This is a genomic window from Confluentibacter citreus (genome assembly GCF_002807055.1).
Taxonomy (GTDB): Bacteria; Bacteroidota; Bacteroidia; order Flavobacteriales; family Flavobacteriaceae; genus Confluentibacter; species Confluentibacter citreus.
On record NZ_NIXN01000002.1, the window covers coordinates 177,718 to 203,633 of the forward strand.

General features: G+C 34.5%; 23 protein-coding genes and 1 tRNA gene. 11 read left to right on the forward strand and 13 right to left on the reverse strand.

Annotation, left to right across the window (positions count from 1 at the left end; genetic code table 11):
* The first annotated feature begins 42 nt into the window (after positions 1-42).
* Positions 43-1,554: an ATP-binding protein gene (locus CDH49_RS06560; protein WP_100614678.1), complete on the forward strand. Its 1,512-nt coding sequence runs from the start codon at positions 43-45 to the stop codon at positions 1,552-1,554.
* 91 nt (positions 1,555-1,645) lie between these two features.
* Here the strand turns inward: CDH49_RS06560 and murA are convergent, their stop codons facing one another.
* The 3 genes from murA to CDH49_RS06575 form a co-directional block, all read right to left on the reverse strand.
* The gene (murA, locus tag CDH49_RS06565) at positions 1,646-2,956 is read right to left on the reverse strand and encodes a UDP-N-acetylglucosamine 1-carboxyvinyltransferase (RefSeq protein WP_100614680.1); all 1,311 of its coding nucleotides are present in this window, start codon (positions 2,954-2,956) and stop codon (positions 1,646-1,648) included.
* A gap of 9 nt (positions 2,957-2,965) precedes the next feature.
* Positions 2,966-3,628, reverse strand: a complete 663-nt coding sequence (locus CDH49_RS06570) for a DUF4290 domain-containing protein (RefSeq protein ID WP_100614681.1) — start codon at positions 3,626-3,628, stop codon at positions 2,966-2,968.
* A 70-nt stretch (positions 3,629-3,698) separates the two neighbouring features.
* Positions 3,699-3,992, reverse strand: a complete 294-nt coding sequence (locus CDH49_RS06575) for a DUF493 family protein (protein ID WP_100611322.1) — start codon at positions 3,990-3,992, stop codon at positions 3,699-3,701.
* A gap of 133 nt (positions 3,993-4,125) precedes the next feature.
* On the opposite strand from CDH49_RS06575, the gene CDH49_RS06580 reads away from it, so the two are divergent.
* The 5 genes from CDH49_RS06580 (at position 4,126) to CDH49_RS06600 (ending at position 8,751) form a co-directional block, all read left to right on the forward strand.
* The gene (locus CDH49_RS06580) at positions 4,126-4,668 is read left to right on the forward strand and encodes an AAA family ATPase (RefSeq protein ID WP_100614683.1); all 543 of its coding nucleotides are present in this window, start codon (positions 4,126-4,128) and stop codon (positions 4,666-4,668) included.
* On the forward strand, positions 4,668-6,572 hold the full coding sequence (locus CDH49_RS06585; protein ID WP_100614685.1) for a RecQ family ATP-dependent DNA helicase: 1,905 nt from the start codon (positions 4,668-4,670) through the stop codon (positions 6,570-6,572). Before CDH49_RS06580 ends, CDH49_RS06585 begins: the two co-directional genes overlap by 1 nt.
* Before the next feature lie 87 nt (positions 6,573-6,659).
* Positions 6,660-7,607: a methionyl-tRNA formyltransferase gene (gene fmt / locus CDH49_RS06590; RefSeq protein ID WP_100614687.1), complete on the forward strand. Its 948-nt coding sequence runs from the start codon at positions 6,660-6,662 to the stop codon at positions 7,605-7,607.
* A gap of 189 nt (positions 7,608-7,796) precedes the next feature.
* Positions 7,797-8,069 carry an HU family DNA-binding protein gene (locus CDH49_RS06595; RefSeq protein ID WP_100611319.1) on the forward strand — a complete coding sequence of 91 codons (273 nt, stop codon included), beginning with the start codon at positions 7,797-7,799 and terminating at the stop codon, positions 8,067-8,069.
* Positions 8,070-8,190: 121 nt separating this feature from the next.
* Positions 8,191-8,751 (forward strand): YqgE/AlgH family protein, encoded by a 561-nt coding sequence (locus CDH49_RS06600; RefSeq protein WP_100614689.1) that lies wholly within the window; start codon positions 8,191-8,193, stop codon positions 8,749-8,751.
* Position 8,752: 1 nt separating this feature from the next.
* On the opposite strand, the gene CDH49_RS06605 is transcribed toward CDH49_RS06600, so the two are convergent.
* Together CDH49_RS06605 and CDH49_RS06610 are read right to left on the reverse strand one after the other, a co-directional pair.
* On the reverse strand, positions 8,753-9,589 hold the full coding sequence (locus CDH49_RS06605; RefSeq protein WP_100614691.1) for an aminotransferase class IV: 837 nt from the start codon (positions 9,587-9,589) through the stop codon (positions 8,753-8,755).
* A gap of 67 nt (positions 9,590-9,656) precedes the next feature.
* The gene (locus CDH49_RS06610; RefSeq protein WP_100614693.1) at positions 9,657-10,046 is read right to left on the reverse strand and encodes an START-like domain-containing protein; all 390 of its coding nucleotides are present in this window, start codon (positions 10,044-10,046) and stop codon (positions 9,657-9,659) included.
* A gap of 131 nt (positions 10,047-10,177) precedes the next feature.
* Between CDH49_RS06610 and CDH49_RS06615 the strand changes: the two genes are divergently transcribed.
* A tRNA-Met gene (locus tag CDH49_RS06615) sits at positions 10,178-10,251 on the forward strand.
* A gap of 147 nt (positions 10,252-10,398) precedes the next feature.
* On the opposite strand, the gene CDH49_RS06620 is transcribed toward CDH49_RS06615, so the two are convergent.
* The 7 genes from CDH49_RS06620 to CDH49_RS06650 form a co-directional block, all read right to left on the reverse strand.
* Positions 10,399-11,937 (reverse strand): SusD/RagB family nutrient-binding outer membrane lipoprotein, encoded by a 1,539-nt coding sequence (locus tag CDH49_RS06620; protein ID WP_100614695.1) that lies wholly within the window; start codon positions 11,935-11,937, stop codon positions 10,399-10,401.
* A 14-nt stretch (positions 11,938-11,951) separates the two neighbouring features.
* On the reverse strand, positions 11,952-15,068 hold the full coding sequence (locus tag CDH49_RS06625) for a SusC/RagA family TonB-linked outer membrane protein (protein ID WP_204524803.1): 3,117 nt from the start codon (positions 15,066-15,068) through the stop codon (positions 11,952-11,954).
* Between the two features lie 817 nt (positions 15,069-15,885).
* Complete coding sequence (locus CDH49_RS06630) at positions 15,886-16,500, reverse strand: DEAD/DEAH box helicase (RefSeq protein WP_100614698.1); 615 nt, start codon at positions 16,498-16,500, stop codon at positions 15,886-15,888.
* A gap of 165 nt (positions 16,501-16,665) precedes the next feature.
* On the reverse strand, positions 16,666-17,244 hold the full coding sequence (locus CDH49_RS06635; protein ID WP_100614700.1) for a YceI family protein: 579 nt from the start codon (positions 17,242-17,244) through the stop codon (positions 16,666-16,668).
* A gap of 170 nt (positions 17,245-17,414) precedes the next feature.
* Positions 17,415-17,999 carry a Crp/Fnr family transcriptional regulator gene (locus CDH49_RS06640; RefSeq protein WP_100614702.1) on the reverse strand — a complete coding sequence of 195 codons (585 nt, stop codon included), beginning with the start codon at positions 17,997-17,999 and terminating at the stop codon, positions 17,415-17,417.
* 5 nt (positions 18,000-18,004) lie between these two features.
* Positions 18,005-18,523 carry a DinB family protein gene (locus CDH49_RS06645; protein ID WP_100614703.1) on the reverse strand — a complete coding sequence of 173 codons (519 nt, stop codon included), beginning with the start codon at positions 18,521-18,523 and terminating at the stop codon, positions 18,005-18,007.
* 6 nt (positions 18,524-18,529) lie between these two features.
* Positions 18,530-20,296 carry an ABC transporter ATP-binding protein gene (locus tag CDH49_RS06650; RefSeq protein WP_100614705.1) on the reverse strand — a complete coding sequence of 589 codons (1,767 nt, stop codon included), beginning with the start codon at positions 20,294-20,296 and terminating at the stop codon, positions 18,530-18,532.
* Between the two features lie 169 nt (positions 20,297-20,465).
* Between CDH49_RS06650 and CDH49_RS06655 the strand changes: the two genes are divergently transcribed.
* Positions 20,466-20,891 (forward strand): hypothetical protein, encoded by a 426-nt coding sequence (locus tag CDH49_RS06655; RefSeq protein WP_100614707.1) that lies wholly within the window; start codon positions 20,466-20,468, stop codon positions 20,889-20,891.
* A gap of 40 nt (positions 20,892-20,931) precedes the next feature.
* Here the strand turns inward: CDH49_RS06655 and CDH49_RS06660 are convergent, their stop codons facing one another.
* Positions 20,932-22,224 (reverse strand): serine hydrolase domain-containing protein, encoded by a 1,293-nt coding sequence (locus tag CDH49_RS06660; RefSeq protein WP_100614708.1) that lies wholly within the window; start codon positions 22,222-22,224, stop codon positions 20,932-20,934.
* Between the two features lie 450 nt (positions 22,225-22,674).
* Between CDH49_RS06660 and CDH49_RS06665 the strand changes: the two genes are divergently transcribed.
* Genes CDH49_RS06665 through CDH49_RS06675 form a run of 3 tightly spaced genes read left to right on the forward strand, consistent with a single transcriptional unit; the run spans position 22,675 to position 25,902 of the window.
* The gene (locus CDH49_RS06665; RefSeq protein WP_100614911.1) at positions 22,675-23,289 is read left to right on the forward strand and encodes a fumarylacetoacetate hydrolase family protein; all 615 of its coding nucleotides are present in this window, start codon (positions 22,675-22,677) and stop codon (positions 23,287-23,289) included.
* Positions 23,290-23,316: 27 nt separating this feature from the next.
* Positions 23,317-25,233: a DUF294 nucleotidyltransferase-like domain-containing protein gene (locus tag CDH49_RS06670; RefSeq protein WP_100614709.1), complete on the forward strand. Its 1,917-nt coding sequence runs from the start codon at positions 23,317-23,319 to the stop codon at positions 25,231-25,233.
* Positions 25,234-25,236: 3 nt separating this feature from the next.
* Positions 25,237-25,902 (forward strand): 3'-5' exonuclease, encoded by a 666-nt coding sequence (locus CDH49_RS06675; RefSeq protein WP_239970604.1) that lies wholly within the window; start codon positions 25,237-25,239, stop codon positions 25,900-25,902.
* The last annotated feature ends 14 nt before the right edge of the window (positions 25,903-25,916 follow it).

Here is a 25,916-nt window from a genome sequence, read left to right on the forward strand (position 1 = left end):
TCTGTTTTTCTATTTTTAGAACAAGATCAACCAAAATAGCAAATGAAAATTAAGAAAATTAAATTAGAGAATTTTAGAGGATACACGAGTGAAACCATAATTGAATTAGGAAATCTGAGTGTCTTTGTTGGAAAAAATGATGTTGGAAAATCTTCAATTTTAGAAGCTTTAGACATATTCTTTAATGAAAACAAAGGTGTTATTAAAATTGACAAAGATGACATAAATAAACAATGTTTTAAAAATGGAAATTCTGAAATAAAAATCAGTGTCGTTTTTGAAGAACTTCCTGACACACTAACAATTGACGCTACTAATCCAACTACTCTTGCAGATGAATACCTACTTCAAACAGATGGAACTCTTGAAATCGTAAAATACTACCCCAATGCAGGGAAAGAAAAAGTATTCATTAAAGCAAACCATCCAACTAATCCAAATTGTTCTGAATTGTTATTAAAAAAGAATGCTGACCTAAAAAAGTTGCTTACAGAAGAAATTGAATGTGCTGATAAAACTAAAAATGCTGTAATTAGAAAATCTATTTGGAATCATTTTTCAGCTGATTTACAACTCCAAGAAATAGAAATCGAACTAGCAAAGTTAGATGCTAAAAATACTTGGGAACAGTTAAAGAATTACATGCCATTATATTCTCTTTTTCAATCTGATAGAAAAAATAGTGATGGAGATAATGAAGTTCAGAATCCAATGAAATTAGCAGTCCAAGAAATTCTAAAAGACAATGAACTTAAAGCAAGTTTAGATAAGGTAGCGAAAGAAGTTGAGAAGAAGTTAAATGAAGTTGCAACAAAGACTTTAGAAAAGCTTAATGAAATGAATCCAGAAATAGCGGAAAGTTTAACACCTATTATTCCAAGCCCTGATAGTTTAAAATGGATTGATGTCTTTAAAAGTGTTTCTATAGCTTGTGATGAAGATATTCCAATTAATAAAAGAGGAAGTGGTGTTAAACGATTAATACTATTAAATTTCTTCAGAGCGGAAGCTGAAAGAAGAAAAACAGCAGAAAATATTCCAAGCATTATTTATGGCATTGAAGAACCCGAAACTTCTCAACATCCAAGTCATCAAAGGAAACTAATAGCCGCCTTTATTGAATTATCTAATGCACCTAATACACAAGTAATTATGACAACGCATAGTCCTGCAATTGTAAAATTATTGGATTTTGAACATCTTCAGCTTGTAAAAAACGGAAATGGTAAAGAAGTAATAAATGTGGAAAAAGGAAATCTTCCTTATCCATCTTTAAATGAAGTAAATTATTTAGCCTTTGGAGAATCAAATGATGAGTATCATAATGAACTTTATGGCTACATAGAAAGTGAACAAACTTTGGCCGATTATAAAATTGGAAAATCAACTATGATATATAAAAGACAAAGGAGTGGAAATATAATTGAAGAACAAAAAATACTTAGTGAATATATACGACATCAAATTCATCATCCTGAGAATGTTGAAAATGTTCGATTTACAAATGAGCAATTACAGGAATCAATTGAAGAAATGCGACAATTTATACTTTGAGCTATGCTTAATAAGAATATAAGCTATATTCAAGACTAATAATCTATATTAAAATTTATCAATTCAAATCTATGCCCATAAAAACTACAACCTACTCCAACCTCTCAATCCTAGCACCAATAGCACGTAAACGTTCATCGATATTTTCGTAACCTCTATCAATCTGCTCGATATTTTGTATGATTGATGTGCCTTTGGCGGACAAAGCTGCAATCAATAACGACACACCAGCACGAATATCGGGCGAGGTCATGGTCATCGCTTTTAAAGTCGATTTAAAATCGTGTCCAATCACAGTGGCTCTATGCGGGTCACACAAAATAATTTTGGCACCCATATCAATCAATTTATCCACGAAGAACAAACGGCTCTCAAACATTTTTTGGTGAATAAGCACACTACCTCTAGCTTGTGTCGCCACAACCAAAATAATACTCAATAAATCAGGGGTAAATCCTGGCCAAGGGGCATCGGCAATGGTTAAAATAGAACCATCAATAAAACTTTGTATTTCGTAGCCATCGGTATGCGCTGGAATATGAATATCGTCACCACGTCTTTCAACGGTGATGCCTAACTTTCTAAACACGGTTGGAATGATACCTAAATCGTCCCATGACACATTGGTAATAGTCAGTTCACTTTTGGTCATCGCCGCCAAACCAATCCAGCTACCAATTTCAATCATATCGGGCAACATGGTATGATGCGTCCCAGTTAATTTTTCAACACCATCAATAATCAACATATTAGAACCTACACCGCTAATTTGTGCGCCCATACGGTTAAGCATTTTGCATAATTGCTGTAAATACGGTTCGCAAGCAGCGTTATAAATGGTGGTTCTGCCTTCGGCAAGCACAGCAGCCATCACAATATTGGCTGTTCCTGTTACTGAAGCTTCTTCAAGGAGCATGTACGCACCTTTTAATCTATCGGCTTCAACACCGTAAAATTGGTCTTCTTTATTATATCTAAACTTGGCTCCTAAATTAATAAGGCCTTCAAAATGGGTATCTAAACGACGGCGACCGATTTTATCACCGCCCGGTTTCGGAATGTAACCTTTACCGAATCTGGCAAGCATCGGGCCGACAATCATAATGGAACCACGTAATCCACGGCCATCTTCTTTAAATTCGTCGGATTCCAAAAACTTTAAATTAACGTCATCCGCTTGAAACGTATACGTTCCTTTGCTGATTTTTTCAACTTTAACGCCCAGCTTTTTAAGTAGGCTTATCAGTTTATTGACATCAACAATATCTGGAATGTTATTAATGGTGACAAGGTCTGGAGTAAGAAGTACGGCACATAAAATTTGTAACGCTTCATTTTTGGCTCCTTGAGGCTGAATGCTTCCTTTTAGTTGGTGGCCTCCTTCAATTTTAAATGTTCCCATAGGTGGTGGTTAGTAACGTTTTCTTGGGCGATTGCTTAAATTACTCTTTTTATGATGGCCTCCTTTTTTGTTGTTATTGGTGGTGGCAAATTTGGTTTTACTACGCATTAAACTGGTGGCATCGGACAAATCTTCTTCGGAATTCTGTAAATTTATTTTTCCGCCAGAAAGCTCGTATAAATGACCATAAATCACATCATCTTCCACGGTGTCTTTATTCCAATTCAAGAAACACTTTTTCATGTGGTTGGCAATGGTAAAAATGAGCGCTTCCTTAAGGTCGCCGTCGTCCCAAGTATTGGCAACGTCTATCATCGTTTTAATATTGTTTCCGTAAAAACGATATTTAGGAAAGTTTTGTGGATATTTTAACGGATCAGGACGTTCTGCCAATAATTCCCGTGATGGTTTTGGATATGGAGAATCGACATCCAATTCAAAATCGGCCATAATAAACAGCTGATCCCAAAGTTTATGTTGGAAATCGGGGACATCGCGTAAATGTGGTTGCATGTTTCCCATAACTGCAATAATGGCTTTTGCCACTTTATCGCGTTCTTCTTTGGTCTCACGGGTTTTAGCGTAATGAATCATTTTCTGCATATGGCGACCATATTCTGGAATGATTAAATGTTCACGCTCGGTATTGTATTCTAAATCGTCTATCGTCAAAATTAAAGTGTGTGTAGAGTTAAATGTTTCTGCATGTAGTCGTTATGCATGCGCAAAATACAAAAAAAAATTAAAGACTTATGACGCCTTCCACTTTTTCTGCAACTTCCAAGTATTTTTCTATGACAGCATCCGGATTTCTCATTAAAATATTAATGGAAACACTGGTGTACTTGCCGTTTTTAGATTCAGTCGTATTGATAACGGCGCCCATATTATCGAAAATAGCTTCTAAAACGGCTATTTTATGCACATCTGTGGGGATAATGAATTTGTATAGATATTCTGCTGGCCAATTGGCGCTTTGTCGTAATTGCTCTCTTAATTTATTGTAAAATTCATCCGAATTTTGCGGTGTACTCATAATATAATTCTAAGCTACAAATATACAGTTTCCATTTAATTTATAGAGGCAGCCATAGGATTTGATATAATTTTAATTCGAAATTGGTAGTCTTCATTTTAATTCCGATTTTTACAGCTAAAATCTTACCCATTTGAATACGAAAAGAATTGTTATTACAGGTGGCCCTGGTACAGGAAAATCATCTATTATAAACGACTTGATGCAACGCGGTTTTACCTGTCTTGAAGAAATTTCTAGGGATATTATATTGGAAGCCCAAAAACAAGGCATTGAACAATTGTTTTTAACGAATCCGTTGCTATTTAGCGAACGTCTTTTAGATGGACGAAAACAACAATATGCAGATGCCCTGAATGAAACGGCTAATCCTGTTTTTTTTGACAGAGGTGTGCCTGATATTGTTGCTTACATGGATTTTAAAAGGGAAGATTATCCAAACCATTTTACAGACGCTTGTAAAGATTGTGTATACGATTATGTGTTTATTTTAAAACCTTGGCAAGATATTTATACCAGTGATAATGAACGTTACGAGGATTTCGGACAAGCCATGCAAATCCATGAACATTTATTGAATACCTATCAAAAATACGATTACAAGTTGTTGGATGTGCCTTTTGATACCGTTGAAAACAGAACCAATTATATTTTAAAAACCCTAAACATCATATAGTGGACCATCCTGTAAACATATTAGAACGCTACTGGAAGTTTACAGAATTCAGGCCTTTTCAAGAAGAAGCCATCAATGCCGTATTGAAAGGTGAAGATACGTTTGTATTATTACCCACAGGTGGCGGAAAATCACTATGTTTTCAAGTACCTGCGTTGATTAAAGAGGGTATTTGTATTGTTATTTCGCCCTTAATTGCCTTGATGAAAGAGCAAGTACAAACCTTACAAGATAAAGGCATTAAAGCGATGGCGTTGACTAGCGGCATTAGTTATGCGCAATTAGACACACTCTTGGATAATTGCATTTACGGAAATTATAAATTCTTGTACCTCTCTCCCGAAAGGTTACAACAAGAATTGGTGCAAGAACGTATCAAGCAAATGAACGTGAGTTTGATTGCAGTGGATGAAGCGCATTGTATTTCGCAATGGGGAAACGATTTTAGACCAGCATATAAAAATATTGCCTTATTACGGCAGATTCAGCCAACCGTGAATATGATTGCGTTGACGGCATCGGCAACACCGAATGTGGTTGAGGATATTATTAAGGAGCTTGATTTCATCAATCCGAAAGTCTTTAAACAATCGTTTTACAGACCCAATTTGGCTTACATGGTATGTCATGAAGATGATAAATATTATCGGATTGAAACCATTTTAAAGAAATATAAATCGCCTTCCATTATTTATGTCAGGAATCGGAAATTGACTTTGGAATTGAGTGGATTTTTGGAATCGAAAGGGATTTTGGCGACGTATTATCATGGCGGACTTTCCAACGCGGAAAAAGACTTGCACATGAATTTATGGTTGAACGACCAAAAACAAGTCATGGTTGCTACCAATGCGTTCGGGATGGGCATTGATAAACCCGATGTAAAAACGGTCATCCATTTAAATCTGCCTGAAAGTATGGAAAGCTATTTTCAGGAAGCTGGTAGGGCTGGCAGAAATGGCGAAAAAGCCTTTGCCGTTATTTTAAAGAATAATAGTGATGAAGGCATGGTGAAAAGTCAGTTTTTAAATGTGCTTCCCACGGTCGATTTCATCAAGCAAGTCTATAGAAAACTGTGTAATTATTTTCAAATCCCTTATGGTGAAGGAGAATATTCAACGTTTGATTTCGACTTTAATACGTTTTGTAAAACCTATGATTTTAATAGTGTTCTTTCTTATAATGCGTTGCTGGCATTGGATAGAAATAGCGTCATAGGGTTATCCAAACAATTTAAAAATAACATATCGGTTCAATTTATCATAGCCAGTAATGCACTTTTTAGTTATTTGGAAAGGCATCAAAATTTAAATATTATTGTGAAATCCATGCTCCGTATTTATGGTGGTATTTTTGACCACGACACTAAAATAAATACGTCCATTGTTTCGGAAAAAGCATCCGTTACCGAACCTGAATTGATTTCGGCTTTGCTACAATTAGAAAAAGATGGTATTATTAAGCTAAATTTAGCGAAAACAGATGCACAAGTAACGTTTATTGAACCTCGGGAAGATGATAAAACCATCAACCGGATTGCTTATATTATCAATCAGCAAAACGAGCTAAAACAGCAACAAGTGAAAGCGATGTTGGATTATGTTGAAAATGATTCGGTTTGTAAAAGCATGCAGCTACTCGCCTATTTTGGTGAAAAAAAGATAGAACCTTGTGGCATTTGTTCGGTGTGCGCGAATACTAAAAAAGTAAGTCCGCCACAAGACACCAAAACCATAAAAAACCGTATTATTGAATTACTTGAAACGGGAGACCAGTCGTCTCGGATGATTGAAACTACTTTAGGGATTTCGGATAAAGACCTAAAACCCGTATTACTCTTAATGTTGGAACATAACATCATATCGATAACAAAAACAAATACTTACAAATTAAGTCATTTATGAAATGAGCATTCCAAAACATTTGTCTTTTTTGGGATTATAATATGCGAATTGCATCTGACAATTAAAAAAACAATAAAATACCAACAGATGAAAAATTTAAGGATTGTATTTATGGGCACACCCGATTTCGCCGTGGCTACATTAAAAACCCTAGTTGAAAACAACTATCATGTGGTTGGCGTTATAACGGCTCCAGATAAACCAGCAGGCCGCGGACAAAAACTGAGTGAAAGTGCCGTAAAACAATATGCAACATTGCAAAATCTAACAATTTTACAACCGACCAATTTAAAAAATGAGGCTTTTTTACAGGAATTGAAATCCTTAAACGCCAATCTGCAAATTGTAGTCGCTTTTAGAATGTTACCAGAAGCCGTTTGGAAGATGCCCGAATATGGTACTTTTAATTTGCACGCTTCGTTATTACCAAACTACCGAGGAGCTGCTCCTATTAATTGGGCGATTATTAATGGTGAAACAAAAACAGGGGTTTCTACCTTTTTTATAGACGACAAAATTGATACAGGCGATATGATTCTTCAAGAAGAAATACAAATAGATTCCGAAGAAAATGCAGGAAGTTTACATGATAAATTGATGGAGATTGGTAGCCAATTGGTTTTAAAAACAGTGGTATTAATTGAAAAAGGACAGCCTAAAACCGTTCCGCAAAAAGATCCTGCAAACATAAAAACTGCTTATAAACTGGACAGGGATAACTGTAAAATAGATTGGAATGGGTCACTAGACACTATTTACAACCACATTCGTGGATTGAGTCCATATCCCGCCGCTTGGTGCACCTTAATTAATGGAACTGATGAACTGGATGTGAAAATTTATAAAGCCGAAAAAGAAATCTCACATCATTCCAAAAGCATAGGGAGTATTGTTTCAACCAAAAATGAATTAAAAGTAGCTGTTGAAAATGGATACATCATTATTAAAGAGATTAAACTTCCTGGAAAACGCACGATGGACATCAAATCACTTTTAAATGGTTATAAATTTGAAGAGGATGCCAAAATGCTCTAAACCCTTAGTATCATTGATGTTTTCAATTAATCGATGAAATGCCCTACCTTTATTAACAAATGAGTTAAGTTATCAACAATAATGCGGATTTCCCACGTTATTACTTGCACGATTGCATAATCCGTATAAATTTGTAATAGGATTTAACAAAAACGTTTAACCTTTTATTAATAATTAAACTTTATATTTATGAACAAAACAGATTTAATCGACGGAATGGCAGAAAATGCTGGAATCACTAAAGCAGCTGCAAAAAAAGCTTTAGATTCTTTATTAATCGATATCGAAGGTGCTTTACAAAAAGGCAAAAGAGTATCTTTAGTTGGATTTGGATCTTGGTCAGTTTCTAAAAGAGCTGCAAGAGAAGGAAGAAACCCTCAAACTGGTGCTACTATCAAAATTAAAGCTAAAAACGTTGTTAAGTTTAAAGCTGGTGCAGATTTATCAAACGCTGTAAACTAATTGTTTACTTATTTAATATTTAAAAAAGCTTTCTAAAATTTAGAAGGCTTTTTCATTTTAAATACACCCTTTATTGTTTTTTAAATAAATAAATATTAGATTTAATTAAAATTTCATTGGCATGATAACTATAAAACCTAAAAGAGGTGACTTATTAATAGCCGAACCTACCATTATAGGTGATTCTTCTTTTAATCGTTCCATCATCCTTTTAGCAGACCATAATGAAGAAGGTTCTATTGGCTTTATACTTAATAAGCCTTTAGAATATACCATTAACGATTTAGTACCTGAAATTGAAGTGCCTTTTAAAGTTTATAATGGAGGCCCTGTGGAACAAGACAATTTATATTTTATTCATAAAGTTCCAGAATTAATCCCTAATAGTGTTGAAATTTCATTAGGTGTATTTTGGGGAGGCGATTTTAATAATGTAGCAGAACTTATTGCCAACAATGAAATCAAAGAAACGGATATTCGATTCTTTTTAGGATATTCTGGTTGGGAGGTGAATCAATTAGAAAATGAATTGAAAACAAACTCTTGGCTAGTCACCGAAAACATTTACAAAAAAGACATTATTGCCAAGGATTATGAATCTTTTTGGAAAGAAAAAATGCTTGAATTTGGTGGTGAATACAGTATTTGGTCCAATGCTCCAGAAAATCCGAATTACAATTAATTCAACTTATTTTTTCATTTAAGACATTTAAAAGCAATGTTGACACGTCGTTTTTGAATACTTTTTTCCTGTACTTCGTTATGGGTTGAATGCCTACAATCACATTGGTTATAAATAATTCATCAGCCTGTTGAAGTTCAAAAGGCGACAGGGACGTTTCTTCTAAAGTATATTCAGGCATACTTTTTATAATCTCCATAAGTTGCTTGCGCAAAATTCCTTTTAAACAGCCGTCTAAAATAGGTGGGGTTTTTATCGTGCTGCCCTTTACAAGAAATACATTGCCGTTTAAAGCTTCTACAACCTGTTTGTCAGTATTTAAGAGCAAGCAGTTTTGCAAATTGTTTTCCTTGGCATAGATACTAGCAATGACATTTAAAGCCTTATTGTTTGTTTTTAAAGTAGATAATAAACCAGGGGCTATAAAATAGTCTTTAAATAAATCCACTTCATACGCATTCTCTTTAATCGAGTAGAATCGATTTTCAAGTTGCTTGGCTGTAATTACAAAACTAATGGTATTGGTATTTGGCAAATACAATCCACCTTCATTTCTATGAACCAATAATTTAATTCTTGCTGATGTATCTTGTAGTTCATTAGCCTCTAAAGTTTTAAGCATTTGGTCTTCAAGAAATTCCATAGTAAAGTTCATGGGAATCTCCATACGCATGATACGCATGGAAGCCATCAATCGAAAGTAATGATCTTCCCAAAACAATATGCGACCATTAGAAACCTTGATAGTTTCAAAAAGGGCATCACCGTAAGCATAACCTCTATTGTTTATCGATAATATGTTACTGTTTTCTAAAATAGTGCCGTTAAAATTTGTCATAAAAAATACCCTATTCCTTCGTTTTTGGAATAGGGCAAAGATATCATTTATATTGTTTTGGATGGAATTAAGTCGACCCTAAAACCTGTTTTAAACTAGAGATTTGATTTTCCCAAAGCATTTTAGCTTGATCAACTTCATCTTCTTCTGCAAAATCGGTTACTATAATGGATACATCTTTTGTGATTTCATCCACTTGGATTTTAATCTCAAAAAAGACGGCTTTATCATCTTCATCTGCAATCCATCTAAATTTAACGCGTTCATCACTTTTTTTACTTAGCAATTTTGCTTGTTCTTCGCTATCATCCCAAATAAAGGTAAATAACTCACCTCTAGAGTTTACGTTGTCTGAAAACCATTCAGACAATCCCGAAGGCGTAGATATGTATTGGTATAACAGTTGAGGAGAAGCATGAATTGGGAACTCAATATCAAATCTAATTTTTTCGTCCATAAGTAATTTAAATGTTTAAGGTGTTCAATATATACATTAATTGGTAAGATTAACAATTATTTTTAAAAATATTTTACATGAGTAAAGTTTGTAAGCATCAATATTGTTTTTATATTTGCAGCCTTAAATTAGGCGAGGTAGCTCAGCTGGTTAGAGCGTCGGATTCATAACCCGGAGGTCGGGGGATCGTGCCCCCCTCTCGCTACAAATCAGAATCATTTCAAAACAAACGGTTTAGTTCACTCTAAACCGTTTTTTTATGTTTAATAGGATACAAACAAAAAGACCTTTCAAAAAATTGAAAGGTCTTTTCTTATCTATTCTTTAATTCTATAAAGAATATTTATTCATATCAAGGATTATCCCAGAATACTCTTACAGTCATGTCATTGCTATTATCCTCAGTTATTCCCATGGCAGCTCGAGCTGCGAAATAACTATCTGGATTTGAACCACTCTCTTGAGTTGGATAAGGTACCCTCCTTACAAATCCACCGTTTAAGTTATTATTATAAAGGTTAGGACTTAACGCAGGCCAACCCGATCTTCTAAAGTTTGACCAGCCTTCTAATGGATTATTAACATTAGATACCCAATACTCTGTATTGATTAATCTAAGAGCATCGGTTGCGTTGTAAGCAACATTAGGATCTGCTATGTAAGCATCTTGATCTGCAACAGAGATAGCACCATAACCGCCAGGATACAGAGTGTATTGCCCCATGCTTGCTCTAATACCTTCTTCATACAATGCTTGGGCATTACCACCAGGAATCCAACCTCTAAAAGCGGCTTCAGCTAAAAGTAATTTGGTTTGTGAATTGGTAATAAAAAATCTAGGTGCCAATAAAGCAAACATAGCAAAATAATTTGGTTGTGAGTAATCTACGCCACCACCTTTAGTATGTGGAACTGGCGCACCTGGTAAAGCCGCAGCCGTCACATTATTATATCCAACAGGGAAACCTTGCTGATTTGCTAGAGTAACGTCCGGTGGTGTATTCAATACATTATTTGGATCAGGATATTTTCCTGTAATGTATTTTGAACGTGGGTCATTTTTTAATTTGAGTTGATCAATCAAAGGCTTTTCCATGTAATAGAAACGAGGGTTATTACCACTGATGCCGTTCATACCATTAGTATATAACGCATTATAGAATAACACACAATCGTCTGCATTTGTTTGCATAACCCCTGCATTAAATGCTTCAGAAACTATACTAGCAGCTCTTGTTGGGTTTAACTTGGAATAACGCATGCCCAATCTCACTAAGAGGGAGTTAGCCATTCTTTGCCATTTGGTGATATTGCCATCGTAGATAAGATCGGCAGTCACAACATCCCCAGAAGGATTTAAAGCCAATGATGCTTCTCTTATTTCTGTATACAGACTTTCATAAATGGCAGCATCGTCATCATATTTTGGTGTAAAAATTTGATCTAAGTAGGCTCTGCCTGCTTCACTGTAAGGGACATCACCATGCGTATCCACCAAATTCATAAAAATAAGTGCTTTCCAAATACGCATCATACTTCTTAGGTTGTTTCTGGTTGGGTCTCCTTCTATATTATGCAATCCTTGCACGAGGTTTTTAATAGGTCCCCCATAATTACCCCAACGTATTTGATTGAAGTTATTATTGTTTTCATTAAATTGAAATCCAGATGTAGCACCCTGATCATAAGCATTTTGAAAATACTGGGCAATCGTGGCTTCACCTTCCCATGATCCAAAACTCAACGCTTGTTGCGAGTTGGCAAATATAAATGATGCATCAAGGTCATTTATGGCATAAGGGTTTATGTTCATTTCTTCAAAGCCCTTATCACACCCTGTTAATCCCATAAAGACACAACAGGTAATAATAATATTTCTTATTGTTTTCATAAAAATGTTTTTTTTTAAAATTTAACATTTACGGTAAAAGTAAAGTCTCTTGTGGTAGGCAATGTTGTTTGTTCGTAACCTACCCTTGTATCCCCAGTTGAAGCAAAAGCCTCAGGATCTAAATCAGGTATAAAACTATGAAGCACTGCTACGTTACGGCAAGCTGCAGACAAGGTAAGTCCTTTTACAAAGCTGTTTTGGTCTCTTAAAATTCCACTCATATCATAGGTTAATGCAATGGTTCGTAATTTGATGAAATCTGACTTGAAAATAAATGGGTCACCAATTTGATCATTTCTAAAACCTGCATAATAATTTTGTAAACTAGCTGGTGCTGGTGCTGGTGTATCTGTTCCTTGGATAACCGCATCTGGAATTGGCGCTGTACCATCACGACCCACTAAAGATGCTTGCGTAAGACCTTGTCTTAACCCGTTTAAAGCTGTTGAAGAAATTACTTTTCCTCCAGCTTTGAAATCTGCATGGATCAAAAGACTCAAGTTTTTGTAAGTGAAATTATTGGTCCAACCACCTGTCCATGTAGGAAGCGCGCTTCCAAAATATCTATAATCACTAGGAGGTGTGGCGACTACGGTTCCATTTGCCCTTACTTGAATTCTACCTTGATCATCTCTTAAATAGGTTCTGGCCGCTATTTGGTTTAATGGCATACCTACTTGATGGTAAAGCCTTCCTAAAAATTCATTACCACCATATTCAGCAATTAAAAACTGATCGGATGTTGGAGATAATTTTAACACCTCAGTTTCATTGAAAGCCGCATTAAAAGCACTGTTCCAAGTAAAATTTTCTGTTTGTATTGGCGTTATATCTAACAACATCTCAACACCACGGTTACTTAAAGACGCTAGGTTTTGTTGAACACTTGAATAGCCAGATGTTTGAGATAATTGAACGGGTAAAATCTGGTCTGTAGTTATTTTTTCGTAAACAGCAACATCCAAGTTTACCCTACTTTTAAACATTCTTAACTCCATACCAATTTCCTTTTCTGATACGCTAAAAGGTCTTAGGAGCGCATTTGGCGCTCCAGCACCTGCAATAGACCCCAATTTTTGTCCGTCAAAGGCATTATTGGCAACATTATAATTTAAAACCCCTGCAAAATTCCCTACACTATTTACAGAACCTACATCCGCATAGGAAGCTCTTAATTTACCATAGGTTAACCATTCAGCATCCATCACTTCGGAGAAAATAAAACTACCACCTACTGATGGGTAAAAGTAGCTATTAAGGTCTGGATTTAATACAGAAAACCAATCATTTCTACCTGTTGCATTTAAAAACAAAATGCCTTTATAACCAAAATCAGCAAATGCATATAAAGAGTTCACTTGGCTTCTACCAAAATTAGAAAATTGCGTATTGGCAACTCCATTTCCAATAGAATAAACATCTCTAACAATAAAATCCGTTGCACCGGCACCTACATTTCTATTTTTCACTTTAAAAATGTTACCACCAACACTCACATCTACTGAAAAATCTCCAATGACTTGATTTGTACCCAATAAGAAATCCGCATTTAAATCAGTTCCGTAACCATTCTCAACATTATAAGAGCCAGCAAATGCCCCATTAGCCTGATTTATAGGGGTACTAGTACCCACGCCTGTAGGATTGTTTCTCTCATTGAAAGAAGTCGAGAAATCGTAATTGATCCTACCTTGCGCATATAACCAATCATTAAATTCATATCTCAATGTGGCGGTTCCTAACAAACGGTTTCTGGTATCAAGATAAAATATACGCTCATTTATATAATAAGGATTGATTAATGTCCCTTGGAAACCAGAAGTCACTCGTTCTGTAGTGGTAACAGGATCATAATTACTTTCTATAAAAGCACTTGTTGGGATGGTATGTGACATTCTGTGCAAGAAGTTAGCTGCACCCTGTCCTTGTAAGCCTATTTGTGGGGGGTTATTATTCTTTTCGTTCGTGTAGTTTATATTTAAAGATAAACTAAGCTTGTCAGTAACTTGTTGATTCAACCCTAAATTAACAACCTTTCTAGAATAAGTATTTATAGGATCAACACCATCTGCATCAGTATGGGCGAATGATGTTCTAAAACTTCCTTTTTCGCCGCCACCAGATAAAGCAACAGAGTTAGTCATGGCATTTCCATTTCTATAATACTCTTTAATCCTGTTTATACCCAAAGGAGAATAAGGTCTTAAAATACCATCAAAAGACACTGTTGGTACACCATCATGTCTTTCTCCCCATGAAAACTGACCGTTACCAGCCGCTTGTCCTTGAGTTGCAGGTCTTACACCATTAGAACCAATTCCATATTCAGTTTGATAATTAGTGAAATCCAAAATCGTGTTGGACGTAAAACTGGAACTTACCTCCACACCAATACCTTGATTTTTGGCCCCCGATTTAGTTGTAATGATAATCGCACCATTAGAGGCTCTAGAGCCATAAAGCGCTGCCGCAGTAGCACCTTTTAATACGGTCATACTTTCAATATCATCCGGGTTGATGTTCGACATATTATCACCACGGTCACGACTAGAATTCGGACCATCAGCACCTCGGTTTGATTGGTCTATTGGAAGACCATTTATTACGATAAGCGGTGAGTTATTTGCTCCAGCAAATCCAGATTGACCACGCATACGGATTTTTGTACTAGATCCAGCACCAGCAGCTGGTGGTGAAATGTCCAAACCGGCAACCTTACCAACAAGACTGGTACCAATGTTATTGGTTCTGTTAGCTTGAAGATCTGCTACTTCAACATTTTCAACGGAATACGATAATCGCTTTGCTTCTTTCTTAATACCCAAAGCGGTTACAACAACCTCATCTAGCGCAGATGCACTCTCATTTAAAGTTACATTGAGAACTGTTTTACCTGCAATTGCTACATCTTTGGTTTCATACCCAATGTATGAAAATGTTAAAGTTCCACTGCTTTGTCCTCCAACTTGCAGTTGGTATTGACCATCAAAATCTGTTACAGTACCGGTACTAGTGTTTTTTAACAACACATTCACACCTAATAATGGTACTCCGTTAGCATCTGTTACTTTTCCCGTAACTGTTTGAGCTTGGGCAAAACCAAATGCGCCAAGCATCATAATACTTAACATAATTGTTCGAAGCGTGATTGCGTTTCGCATCAATCGCCTCGGACTACAATAAATTGTAAATTTACTCTCCATTGATTTAATTGTTTTAAATTAGTTAATAAAAATTTAGTTAATAAAGTTGATTCTAAATGATAATAAGAATTTACTAAAACAGAAAAGGTTAAAATCAACAAACAATATTTAAACAACAAGATTGTTAATTTAAACCATATTGATTATTTTGATGAATAGGTGAAAAAAAGATTTTAAATAACTTGGATATTATACAATGAAAAAACTTTACATTTACTTTTAAGCCCTATGCTTTGATAAAAAAAAACACTTAATTTTATTTAATTAAGCGATTCATTTTATAGTAATTTTTTAACCATTTTTTGCTTTTTTAAAATTTTCAAGACCATTTATTTGTCGAACATACAATTTTTTTTTCTTTAAAAAAAAATTTAAAGTGTTTTTTTAACACATAAGCAAAATTGCGGTTTTAATGAATAATATAATATTATGCGGTTTTTTTGTTTATTATGATTTTTTTCTTACGCTTTTTTATAGATTTCAAATTGTGCTTGAAAAAAAAATTTGTACTTCAATGTATCATTCTTTGTTATGGTACATAATGATTAATATGCACATCATGGCCATATGAGGAGGCTGTCTAGTACTATATTTAAAAAGGAGATTTAGTTAATTTGGATATAAGGAGTCATATCCTAATTAAATTATAAAGAATACCATACTGTAAGACCATGGCTTTAAATAAATTTTATCAAATGTTTACAGTCTTATTTATTGACAAAACAATTATAAATAATTTGATTTATTATGAATGCTCTATAATTTGGGAATTATGCATAAAGGAATCTTTCCAACGCTCAAAACGCTCATCAAATTTGGTTGAAAAAATAAGATATTGACATTTTGCTATACTTTCTGGAGTTCTTGTTACTTCAGCAAAATGGTTGTTTCTAAACAAAAATTCGGCATCCTCAACAATACATAGTTGTAACTCATTCAAATTAATACCGTTTAAATAGAATATTCTATTCAACCTTTTGGGTGTTGCTATGACGATGTCTGTCCCCAAATAAAGTTCCTCACGCTGCAATTCCATGTTATGTTCTTCATAAGCACAATAAATACGCAAATCGGTTCCTTTAGTATATGCCTTAAATTCAGCTTCCAGGTTTAGCGCAGCTTGCTTATCTTTTACAAAAATCAATGCTCTAGGTGCGTCTTCAAAAGCTTCACCTTTTAGTTTATTGATAACACTTATAATCAAACTTGTGGTTTTACCACTTCCTGGAGGTGCTATAACAAATAAATTACCCCCTCCTTTTATTTTTGAAAGTGTTAATTGCTGTAATGGCAACATTTCTATAAATCCTTTTTGCTTTAAGGTGTCCTGTAGAGGCTCTATTAATTTTTTGAATGACATTGAGGTATTCTATATTTAATATGGTGCAAATATAACTTTTTAAAACTCTAATCCATTTTACAAATGCACGTACTGGCGTAGATTCGTAATTATTTTAGAATGTGTTAAAAACAAAAAAAGCGCTCATAAATGAACGCTTTGGAATTTTAAATATAAATATGGTTTTTAGAACTGTAAATCTGCTACTAAATCGAACTCATCATAAATAACTTGATCTTGTAAGTTTTCGAAGTAACTTCCAGATCTAAATTTAATATCATATAACGTTCTATCTACTTTTAAATTCGCTGTTGCTTTACTTCCGTAAACGGATATTTTAAACGTATTAGGTTTTGTAATACCTTTAATAGTTAAATCACCAGTTACCGTATAAGTGTTTTTTCCAGTGGACTCGATTGATTTAAAAACTAAAGTTGAAGTTGGGTGTTTATCTACTCCAAAGAAATCATCAGCTTTTAAATGACCTTCCAATCTATCCTTCATAGCACCTTGAGCATCTAAACTGATTAAAGATGTCATATCTACCACAAATTCACCACCTGTTAATTTAGCGCCATCGAAAGTTAATGAACCAGATTTAATGTTAATGGTACCATCATGCGACCCTGTGAATTTATAACCTTTCCAAACTAATTTACTTTGATCGGTTTTAATTTCTTTTTTTTCAGCAGTAATAGCCATAAAAGATAATGTTGTAAAAGCTACTAAAGCCACAATTGCTAAATTTTTAATTGTTTTTCTCATGTTTTTATTGTTTTGTTGTTTTTGGTTTTAATGATATCTGTTTGTATCGTTTTAAATATTGTAAACATCGTTATCAAAAACTATGCTAATTTTATAATGCAAAGTTCTAATAGCGTACGAATATAGAAAATAATCTAAATTATTAAATTATGTTAACTTAGTTTAACATTTTAATCCTCAGTAAGTAACTGACTTTTTATTTTACTAAGAAATTCTTTAGTGATGCCCAAATAAGAAGCTACCATATATTGAGGAATACGTTGCTCTATTTGAGGATATTGGTCTCTAAAATAAATATATCTATCCTTGGCAGTCATACTTAAATTTCTAACGAGTCTTTTTTGCGAGGCGATAAAAGCTTTTTCAATGATTTGTCTAAAAAAACGTTCCAGTTTGGGAATTTGTAGATATAAATCTTCAATAACATCATACGGGAACATAATCAATTCAGTGTTTTCCAAAAATTGAATATTGAAATCGGCCGGGGTTTGGTTAATAAAACTGCTCATGTCTGATGTCCACCAATCTTCTATCGAAAACATCATAATATGTTCTTGACCTTCCTCATCCATATAAAATGTTTTTGTACAGCCCGAAATAACAAAACAAGAATATTTGCAAACATCGCCTTGCTGAGCTAAATATTGTCCTTTTAAATACTTTCTGTAAATAACTTTGGAAACAAGAAAATCCGTTTCCTCTTGTGTTAAGGAAACATACTTATTAATATACTTTAAAAGGGGTTCTATTTTCATTCAATCTATAAATAACGCTCCATGATGATATCAATATGCCACTTATTATGCCCAATAATATTGAAAGCAGCCGCTCTGGCGGAAATGGGATTTCCATTGACTATACCTATGAATTTTAAATCGTTGTCATTCAAACTTTTCAATAATATTATGGAATGTTGTCTGACTGCTTTAAACTCTTCCATTAAATCTTCAATACTTTTTTTATCTGCTTCTGAAGGCAAGATGTAATCGTCTTGCTCAAATCCTGTCAACGGTGTTTTATCGTGTCTCGCTATTCTGAAACAACGGTAGATAAAAATGCGTTCTGTATCTATGATATGCTGAAAAACCTCTTTAAGATTCCATTTACCTTCCGCATATCTGTAATCCCATTTATCTGATGGTATGTATTGAAATAAGTTCAAAATAACATCAAAATCGTCTTTAAAACTTTTAATAAGTTCCAAATCTTTAGGAAGTATGCCTATATATCTTCCATTATTTTGGCTGTATTCTTCTGGTTGTAAATCTGATACTTGCATAAAAAATTAAATTTTAGCTTGGTAAGTATATAAATCGTAATAACGTCCTTGCAAAGCAATCAACTCATCATGTGTGCCACGCTCTGCAATTTTACCCGCTTCAATAACCAAAATCTGGTCGGCTTTTCTAATCGTGCTTAATCTGTGCGCAATTACAATAGTAGTGCGGTCTTTCATTAATTCGGATAAACTTTTCTGAATCAATCCTTCACTTTCGGTATCTAAATTAGACGTTGCTTCATCTAAGATAATGATTTTCGGGTTTGCCAAAATGGCTCTAGCAATGGCCAAACGCTGACGTTGTCCTCCAGAAAGCTTCACACCTCGCTCGCCTATTAAGGTGTCTAAACCGTCATCAAATCTATCGGTGAATTCGTTAACATACGCCGCTTTTACGGCATTTTGTAAATCCGCTTCACTGGCATCGGGTCTTGGGAATAATATATTTTCTCGAATGGTGCCTTCAAATAAAAATTCATCTTGAAGTACCACGCCCAAATATTGACGGTAGCTGCTTAATTTCACTTTGGATAAATCTTGATTATCGATTGATACTACACCTGATTTAGGAGTCAAGAAGGTAGCCGATAATCCAGCAATAGTAGATTTTCCCGAACCCGAACTACCTACCAAAGCGGTCACTGAGCCTGCTGGCGCTTTAAAATTGATGTTATGCAACACTTCTTTTCCTGCTTCATAAGAAAAAGAGACGTCCTTAAATTCAATGTCGCCTTTTAGGGATTCTAATGTGATGGTTCTTTCTTCGTTATCTTCTTCGGCAGTCATATTCATGAGTTCTTCGGTTCTATCTAAACCTGCAAACGCTTCGGTTAGCTGACTTCCAATATTACTCATTTGTACAATGGGTGCAATCATAAATCCAAGTAACAAGGTGAACGACAGAAAATCACCTATGGTTAATTCATCAACCATAATTTTATAACCGCCAATACCCATAATACCTGTAGAAGCTATTCCTAATAAAAATGTGGAAGAACTCGTCATGAAAGCCGTCGCCGTTAAACTCTTTTTTACGTTTTGGAATAATCTATCGACGCCTAGTTCGAAGGTTTTGTTTTCTTGTTCTTCAGCATTAAACGCTTTAATGACACGAACGCCCGCTAAGGTTTCAGTCAATCTCCCAGTCACTTCTGCATTGATTTTACCTCGTGTTCTAAAAATAGGACGGATATAGCCAAAAGCTTTCAACGCTATAATCCCAAAAATGGCCACGGGAACTAATACGAATAAGGTCATAGACGGACTTATTCGTATCAGTAAAATTAAAGAAATAACCGCGGTGATTGTGCCACCTACCATTTGTACCAAACCCGTACCAATTAAATTGCGAACACCTTCAACATCACTCATAATACGTGATACCAAAGCGCCTGATTTTGTATTGTCAAAAAAACTGATGGGCAACGACAATACCTTTTTTTGGACTTGGGCACGTAATTCGGATATTAAATATTGTGCTTGAACACTTAAAATTTTTGTCAATAGAAAAGACGTCACAGACTGTACCAAAATAGCCAATCCTACGATGATTAACAAATTGCGAAGTTCAACATAATCTTTGTTTGGAATGACATCATCCAGCAATGCCTTACTTTTCCAAGGCAAAACCAAACTGGACAATCTACTTAAAACAATAAGAATTAATCCAATAAACACCAGATTTCGCCTTGGCCAAATAATGGTTTTAAAAGCGGTTGCAAGCGTTACTTTAGATTTTTCTTTAGATTTTGGGGTACTTTTATAGTGTTGCATGAATTGTTTTTATAGTTTGGAATAGTCTCCAAAAATAATCAATCTTTACAAGCAATCATATCTTAATTTCATTGAATAAAAAATCATTTTCCATATAAAAACACCATGGTTATTCTAACTGATTGACGCAACCAATTATAAAATTTCACATCTAATAAAAAAACAAAACATGAGCTACAGATCTTTAATAATAATTGTATTATATCTTGCCGTTTTGGGTTGTAATAAAGATGATGAAGACTATTCTATAGATTGTGAGTTTTCAACAATAATTAGTTCAGAAGAATATAAAAATGCGCCTTCGGATCTTATAACAATTAATAGTTTAAAGATAAACGGTGATTGTCTAAAAATTAATTTCAGTGCGGGCGGATGCAACGGTAATAGTTGGGAAGTCATATTAATTGATTCCGGAGAGACGTCAAAATTGTTACCTGCACAAAGGAATTTAAGATTATCATTAAAAAATGATGAATTATGTTATGCTTACATCACGAAAGAATTGACGTTTGACATTTCAAATTTAAGAGTCAGTAGCAATAAAGTGCAACTTAACATAACTAATTCGGGAGAAAGCATCCTCTATAGATATTAAATTTATAATAGCACTTTAAAAAAAATTATTAATCAACTACTTAAAAAACAGTTTCTGCTTTTTCATTTGGGCTAGTGGCAGCCACTTTTAATGTGTTTGATCTATAAATATCGTTTACAATTTTTTGCAAGTCCGGAATAACGGTTTGAGCGAGTTTTGAATTACTGTTTAAAAGGACACAAATCCCTAAATCATCTTCGGGAAAAAGGGCGATTTCGTTTCTATAATTATTAACACTTCCGCCATGGTGCAAAATGGTTTTTTCTTGACCACTAATATCTTCTAAATATTTGTGAATCCGCCACCCATAACCATAATAAGAGGTTAGATGACCAGACCATTTTTGGTAATACTTACCATGTTCCTTGATTTCAATAAATGGGTTAAAAGCGTCCTCGAAAGCAGACTTATCCATTATTTCAGGGTTATGTCCGAGTAAAAAACGCATCCATTTAGCCATGTCTAGGGCACTGGCATTGATACCACCAGCCGCAACGGCATTATAGTATTTGTCATTAAGTTTTAGGGTTCTAAATTTATATCGGCTTTGTGAATGTGGTAAAGCTACATTTTCTGTATGTATCAAGGTTTCATTATCCATCGAGGTATTTTGCATATCAAGTGGCTTAAAAAACTTCTCATTTAATAATGCTGTAATATCTTGGCCTGTTGCTTTATACATGACCTCACCACAAAGGGCAAACATAGCATTCTGATAACTATACGTTAACCCTGGTTTACTAATGGGGTTAACATTTTTAAATCGTTTAGCAATATCACTTAAAGAAAAACCAGCTTCCACAAGATCTGTGTAACTATGATACGGTGTCCCCGAAGTGTGCGACAATACATTAGCAAGTGTTATATTATCTATATTAGGTTTATCTCCTAAATGGAATTCAGGGATGTACTCGCTTATCCTATCATCCCAATGCAATTTTCCTTCATTATTTAAACTAGCGGCCAAAATACCCGCGAATCCTTTAGATAAAGATCCAAGTCTAAAAACGGTTTCCCCATTAACTTTTTTATTAAGCGTAATATTCTTTTTACCGTAACCTTCTGATATCACTATGGAATCTCTTTGTACAATACTCACACCCGCACCAACTATGTCACCAGATGCTATTGCCTTATTAAAATAGGATTCTATAGCTTCTTTTAGTGCTTGTTGATTCGATTTATATAATTGAATCTCTTTATGGTCAACTAAAGTTTCATCTAGCTTTGCGGTTGGAACGACCGTTTCTGCTTCCTTATTAAACATGGGTTTAAGGGCGCTTAAACATAGAACGAATAGCGCAAGTCCTATCAAAATTTTGAATCTCTGCATAGGTTAATTTATTGGTTAGATTGGTTTTAACAAGCCAAACATACGACAAAATACACAAATAAACGACAAAACACATACTTTATTTCATTTAAAATAAAAACATGAATTCTTAGGCATTCAAAAAAGATAAGCTGTCTAAAATAGACTTAAGGAAAATTAAGTTTTTTAGACAGCTTATTATCTTTCAAAAGAAATATAACTAAGTTCGTTTTGCCTTTTTAGCAATTTTTGCAGCTTTCTTTTCTTTTGGTGTTAAAAGAGGTTCCTTTTTAACATTTTTCTTCGTGTCGAGTGATTTTGCCATGATATAATAAATTTTTGAAAATTGAACTTACTAGGTAAATATCGCTAATCCATTTAAATAAATCATTAAAAAGAGTGCATTATTACTTTGCTAATTTATTACTTTTAACTATTCAAAAACAAAACATATATATTAAATATTTAATCATGAAAATTATAGGCATTGGTAAAAATTATGTGAGCGATAAAGCCGAAATTAACGCATTAAAAACAGGCTTTCAAACCATATTTTTAAAAGCAGATACCACGTTGGTAACGAACAACAAACATGTTGAATTTCCAGCAATTACGAAGGAACTGATTTACGAAGTTGAATTGGTCGCTAAAATAGGTAAACAAGGTAAGAATATTGCTTTAGAAGATGCCAATTCATACATATCAGACATTGGAGTGGGCATCGATTTTACAGCCAAAGATGTACTAACAGCTAGTAGAAACGACAAAGGACCGTGGGCATTGGCGAAAGGGTTTGATGGTGCTTCTCCTGTGTCGTCATTTAAATCAATTTCAAATTTCCCTGATTTAAATAACATAAATTTTGATTTACTGATTAATGGCGAGCAAAAGCAAGTCGGAAATACCAGTTTTATGATTTATAATTTTGGTGAGATTATCGCTTTTGTTTCTTCGTACATGACCTTAATACCGGGTGATCTTATTTTTACGGGAACACCAGCTGTTGGAGCGGGCTCCACTTTTAAAGGCGATCATATACAAGCAGCTATTGAGGGCGACTTATTACTGGATTTTAAAATGATATAAACATACCTTTAGTTTATATTTAAAAATATGAAAAATTCCATTGCAGAACGTATCAGCGATTTTTTAAAAGGCTTCCCTCCTTTCAATCTTTTAAAAGAAAAACACCTTCTTGAAATTGCGACGGACGTTAATATCATATACCTTGAAAAAGGCGACACGCTTTATAAGAAAGATGAGGCGTTTCATGAGTATTTTTATATTGTGAGGAATGGAGGCGTTAGTTTATACCATCATGATACTGATGGCAACAAACATATGGTCAATATTAATGATGCTGGAGATATTTTTGGTGTACGTCCATTAATAATTAAAGAAAATTACAAGCTTACAGCCATTGCTAATGAAGAATCTATTGTGTATGCCATTCCCATAGATCTCTTTCAATCGGTTACAAAAAATAACGTTAGCGTCTATAAGTATTTAATCACATCATTTGCTTCTAATGCATACGACCCTTATACCGCGGAAGAAAACACCAAAATATTTGTAGATTATCTGCCACACACCTCACAGGACATTGTCAATTTTCAAACAGCAAATTATACCAAAAACCCTGTTTGTTGTAAAGAAACCGCGACTCTAAAAGAGGCTGCAATAAAAATGAGTGAATTCAAAATTGGTTGTATCATTGTTGTGGACGATAAAAAACACCCCCTAGGCATCATAACAAGCAGCGATATAAAAAATAAAATTGCTACAGGATTATTCCCAATTACAACGGTTGTCACCAATATCATGTCTGCTCCTGTTATTTCAGAAAAAAACGACCTGACTGTTGCAGATGCCCAATTAAAAATGATAAAATACAATATTGGTCATTTGTGCATTACTGAAGACGGCACCCCAAATTCCAAACTTGTAGGTGTCTTAACAAACCACGATGTGATTGCCGCCTTAGGAAATAACCCAACTGCCATTCTTAAAGAAATAAAACGTGCTAGCAGAACCAAAACACTTAGAGCCGCCAGACGAAAAGCGAATGGTTTATTAATAAGCTACCTAGAACAAAATATTCCTTTAACACATATCATCAACATCATTTCCCAAATAAACGATGCTGTAACTATGAAAGCCATAGAGATTGCTTTGGAAAAAATGCCCACACCACCACCAGTCACATTTTCTTGGTTGGCTTTGGGAAGCCAAGGTAGAAAGGAACAATTACTGTTTTCAGACCAAGATAATGCCTTGGTCTTTGAAGATGTTGCGGTAGACAAATATGAAGAAACGCAAAATTATTTTTTAGAGTTATCCAGAATAGTCACTAAATCTTTAAATAAGATCGGATTTGAATATTGCGAAGCCGATATGATGGCAAGCAACCCAGCTTGGTGTAAATCCATTTCAGAATGGAAAGCCCAGTTTAAAAGCTGGATTCTGAATCCCGATGATAAAGCCATATTGTTATCTTCCATATTTTTTGATTACAACCACATTTATGGAAACCAAAACCTTGAAAAAGAACTAACGGACGCTATTTATGAAACACTTGAACATACCTCATTATTCTTTAGGTATTTAGGCAGAGATGCGCTTAAAAACCCATCACCTCTTGGATTCTTCAAACAGTTTTTGGTTGAACAAGATGGCGAACAAAAAGATCTTTTTAATATAAAATACAGGGCACTCATGCCACTTATTGATACCGCGCGTTTGCTCATTTTAAGCAAACAAGTAAGAGGTATTAATAATACTTACGAGCGTTTTGAAAAGATGGCTGAGCTGGAACCCAACAACAAAGAACTTTATGAATCTTGTGCCTATGCGTTTAAAGCCCTTTTAAAATTCAAGACCAAACAAGGGATCCTACATAACGATTCAGGAAAACTAATAGATTTAGAAGCGTTAACCAAGGAAGAAAAGCTGAAACTGAAACGTTGCTTTAAACCGCTTCACGATATTCAAGAATCCCTTAAATTACGTTTTGACCTCGCAAATTTTTAATACATGATGTGGAATTGGTTTCGTAAAAAGTACAACAACAATCATCCAGATTTCTGGAAGGCTTATGTGGACAGCTTTGATAAAAAAAACAAGAAATCCATTCAAGAAACTCGGTTTGTTGCTTTTGATACCGAAACCACTGGATTCGATAAAAAAGAAGACCGTATATTGTCCCTTGGCGCTGTTGAAATCATCAATAAGACCATCAAAGCAAATAATGCTTTCGAAATCTACATAAAACAAGATGTTTTCAAACCTGAAACCGTAAAAATCCATGGAATATTAAAAGATGGTGATTTAGATAAAGTTTCAGAAATAGAAGCCATTGAACGCTTTTTAGCATATATAAAAAATGATATTTTAATTGCCCATCATGCGGGTTTCGATTATGGTATGGTAAACGAGATGCTTTTAAGGCACGGCTTGGGAAAATTAAAAAACGATTTTATAGATACGGGCGTATTGTTTTCAAAATCGAAGCACATCATTTATCATGAGAATTTAAAAAAGCACTATACTTTGGACGATTTATGCAAAGAACTGAACGTCTCCATGGCAGATAGGCACACCTCCATTGGCGATGCGCTTATTACGGCTTTGGTGTTCTTAAAAACAATAGCCCGACTCGATAAAAGAAACGTATTAAAATGGGATTATTTATTAAAATAACCCTTCATAAAACC

Excerpts from the sequence above, each read along its gene's own strand:
- CDH49_RS06560 (WP_100614678.1), top strand. The coding sequence starts at position 43 with ATGAAAATTAAGAAAATTAAATTAGAGAATTTTAGAGGATACACGAGT.
- murA (WP_100614680.1), bottom strand. The coding sequence starts at position 2,956 with ATGGGAACATTTAAAATTGAAGGAGGCCACCAACTAAAAGGAAGCATT.
- CDH49_RS06575 (WP_100611322.1), bottom strand. The coding sequence starts at position 3,992 with ATGAGTACACCGCAAAATTCGGATGAATTTTACAATAAATTAAGAGAG.
- fmt (WP_100614687.1), top strand. The coding sequence starts at position 6,660 with ATGAAAAATTTAAGGATTGTATTTATGGGCACACCCGATTTCGCCGTG.
- CDH49_RS06595 (WP_100611319.1), top strand. The coding sequence starts at position 7,797 with ATGAACAAAACAGATTTAATCGACGGAATGGCAGAAAATGCTGGAATC.
- CDH49_RS06600 (WP_100614689.1), top strand. The coding sequence starts at position 8,191 with ATGATAACTATAAAACCTAAAAGAGGTGACTTATTAATAGCCGAACCT.
- CDH49_RS06605 (WP_100614691.1), bottom strand. The coding sequence starts at position 9,589 with ATGACAAATTTTAACGGCACTATTTTAGAAAACAGTAACATATTATCG.
- CDH49_RS06610 (WP_100614693.1), bottom strand. The coding sequence starts at position 10,046 with ATGGACGAAAAAATTAGATTTGATATTGAGTTCCCAATTCATGCTTCT.
- CDH49_RS06620 (WP_100614695.1), bottom strand. The coding sequence starts at position 11,937 with ATGAAAACAATAAGAAATATTATTATTACCTGTTGTGTCTTTATGGGA.
- CDH49_RS06625 (WP_204524803.1), bottom strand. The coding sequence starts at position 15,068 with ATGTTAAGTATTATGATGCTTGGCGCATTTGGTTTTGCCCAAGCTCAA.
- CDH49_RS06630 (WP_100614698.1), bottom strand. The coding sequence starts at position 16,500 with ATGTCATTCAAAAAATTAATAGAGCCTCTACAGGACACCTTAAAGCAA.
- CDH49_RS06635 (WP_100614700.1), bottom strand. The coding sequence starts at position 17,244 with ATGAGAAAAACAATTAAAAATTTAGCAATTGTGGCTTTAGTAGCTTTT.
- CDH49_RS06640 (WP_100614702.1), bottom strand. The coding sequence starts at position 17,999 with ATGAAAATAGAACCCCTTTTAAAGTATATTAATAAGTATGTTTCCTTA.
- CDH49_RS06645 (WP_100614703.1), bottom strand. The coding sequence starts at position 18,523 with ATGCAAGTATCAGATTTACAACCAGAAGAATACAGCCAAAATAATGGA.
- CDH49_RS06650 (WP_100614705.1), bottom strand. The coding sequence starts at position 20,296 with ATGCAACACTATAAAAGTACCCCAAAATCTAAAGAAAAATCTAAAGTA.
- CDH49_RS06655 (WP_100614707.1), top strand. The coding sequence starts at position 20,466 with ATGAGCTACAGATCTTTAATAATAATTGTATTATATCTTGCCGTTTTG.
- CDH49_RS06660 (WP_100614708.1), bottom strand. The coding sequence starts at position 22,224 with ATGCAGAGATTCAAAATTTTGATAGGACTTGCGCTATTCGTTCTATGT.
- CDH49_RS06665 (WP_100614911.1), top strand. The coding sequence starts at position 22,675 with ATGAAAATTATAGGCATTGGTAAAAATTATGTGAGCGATAAAGCCGAA.
- CDH49_RS06670 (WP_100614709.1), top strand. The coding sequence starts at position 23,317 with ATGAAAAATTCCATTGCAGAACGTATCAGCGATTTTTTAAAAGGCTTC.
- CDH49_RS06675 (WP_239970604.1), top strand. The coding sequence starts at position 25,237 with ATGATGTGGAATTGGTTTCGTAAAAAGTACAACAACAATCATCCAGAT.